Annotated in this window: 2 protein-coding genes and 1 pseudogene; all 3 read left to right on the top strand. The window is 28.1% G+C overall.

All coding sequences use genetic code 11. The features are described 5' to 3' along the window. Window positions 1-92: 92 nt before the first annotated feature. A pseudogene (locus NSA58_RS19555) lies at window positions 93-1,165 on the top strand (aminotransferase class I/II-fold pyridoxal phosphate-dependent enzyme); the annotation flags it as partial. Window positions 1,166-1,171: 6 nt separating this feature from the next. Beyond that, window positions 1,172-1,570 carry an Orn/Lys/Arg family decarboxylase gene (locus tag NSA58_RS19550; protein WP_257560883.1) on the top strand — a complete coding sequence of 133 codons (399 nt, stop codon included), beginning with the start codon at window positions 1,172-1,174 and terminating at the stop codon, window positions 1,568-1,570. Window positions 1,571-1,589: 19 nt separating this feature from the next. Beyond that, the gene (gene speD / locus NSA58_RS19545) at window positions 1,590-2,003 is read left to right on the top strand and encodes an adenosylmethionine decarboxylase (protein WP_039680570.1); all 414 of its coding nucleotides are present in this window, start codon (window positions 1,590-1,592) and stop codon (window positions 2,001-2,003) included. The last annotated feature ends 38 nt before the right edge of the window (window positions 2,004-2,041 follow it).

The following is a 2,041-nucleotide window of genomic DNA, read 5'->3' as shown; positions in this document are numbered from 1 at the left end:
AAAAGTTTATATAATTTGTTTCGTAAGTTTAATAAAACTAAATTATAAAATTAGAAATAATAACTATTTTATTGATGGAAGGAGGCTGAAGTATGATTGCAGAAAATTATAATATTGAATTAAGTGAAGAAGATTTACCTTTATTGCATGGATTAAAAGATTACTCAAATAGATCTATAGCTTGTTTTGATGTTCCAGGTCATGTGAAAAATAAGGGTGTTAAAGTGCTAAATGAATTTTTAGGAGATAATATTATGAAAATGGATATAAACTCATCTCCATATATGGATAATGTATCTAAGCCAAATGGAATTATAAAAAAAGCTCAAGAATTATTAGCTGAAGCTTATGGATGTGATAAAGCTTTTTTTGTAACAAATGGAACAACGCAGGCAATTCATACGATGATTTTAAGCATAATAAATCCTAATGAAAAAATACTTCTACCAAGGAATATACATAAATCAGTTATTAATGCACTAATACTTAGTGGTGGTAATCCAGTGTATATTCAACCTGAATTTGATGAAGAGCTAGGTATAAGTTTGAATGTAAGTTACCAAAGTGTGAAAAAAGAGTTAAAAAAAATAGAGATATAAAAGCGATATTTTTATTAAATCCAACATATTATGGAGCTTGCTGTGATTTAGAAAAGATAATAAGTTTATGTAGAAAGCATTCAGTATTAGTTCTAGTAGATGAAGCTCATGGAGCACATTTTACATTTCATGATGACTTACCACCCTCAGCAATGAAATTAAAAGCGGATATGTCAGCTGTAAGTATGCATAAAACAGGAGGAGCTTTAACGCAAGCATCTGCTTTGCTTATTAATGAAAAAAATATTGATTTTAAAAAAGTTAGCCAAACTCTAAATATGTTACAGTCTACATCTGCATCCTATTTACTAATGTCAAGCATCGATGGAGCTAGATATAATTTGGTTGTAAATGGCAAACAACAATTATCAAAAGCTTTGAATCTTTCTAAGTATGCTAAATATAAGCTTAATAAAATACCTGGAATAAAGGTTATTAATCATAGTAATTATAGCAAAGATAAGTTCAAATTTTTGGATGAAACAAAGTTATGCATAAATGTTAATGGATTAAATATAACGGGATTTGAAGTTTATGATATATTATATCAAGATTTTGATATACAGGTAGAGTTGGGGGATTTATATAATATACTAGCACTAATATCTTTAGGAACTACTAAAAATGATGTTGATAGGCTTATAAACGCTTTAGAAATTATTTCTAAAAGAAATAAAAATAAATGTATATTAAACAATTATTCTTTAAAACAAATAAATCCTATTATAGAAAAGAACCCAAGAGATGCTTACTACAGTGAAAAGGAAAGTATAGAGATTGAAAATTCTGTTGATAGAATATGCGGAGAAAATATTATGGCATATCCCCCAGGGATTCCTATAATATCGCCAGGAGAAATAATAACTAGAGAAATTCTAGAGTATATAAAGGTTCTTAAAAAGAGTAATGCACATTTAACGGACATGCTTGATAAAGAACTAAATACAATTTTGGTAATAAAAGAAAAATAGAACAAAGGAAGTGAATAATATGAAATTTGAAACATTAGGACGTCATATATTAGTAGAATATTATAACTGCAATGAGAAGATGTTATCAAATCCAAAACTTATAGAAGAGTATATGAACAATTCAGCATTAAATGCAAAGGCAACAATAGTTGATTCGGTTTTCCATCATTTTAATCCATGGGGGGTATCAGGTGCAGTAATAATAGCTGAATCGCATTTAACAATACACACATGGCCAGAGTATGGGTATGCAGCAGCGGATTTCTTTACATGTGGAGATATTGATCCATGGAAAAGCTTTGAATTATTAGAAGAATTATTAGAAGCTGAAAGAAGTGAATCAACAGAAATACCAAGAGGATTGACAAGTAAAATACAAAAATTTGCAAAAAAAGATTTAGGTAAAATTAGTCATAAGCCAGAAGCTATATAAGCAAATTAATACCTAAATATAAAATAAAAATATAAAAT

Source organism: Terrisporobacter muris (assembly GCF_024621905.1).
Classification (GTDB): domain Bacteria; phylum Bacillota; class Clostridia; order Peptostreptococcales; family Peptostreptococcaceae; genus Terrisporobacter; species Terrisporobacter muris.
Note: the sequence above shows the minus strand (reverse complement) of the source record. Positions and strands in the feature narration are given on the sequence as shown.

Bases quoted from the DNA above. Each gene is read 5' to 3' on its own strand.
- speD (WP_039680570.1), top strand. From the start codon at position 1,590: ATGAAATTTGAAACATTAGGACGTCATATATTAGTAGAATATTATAAC.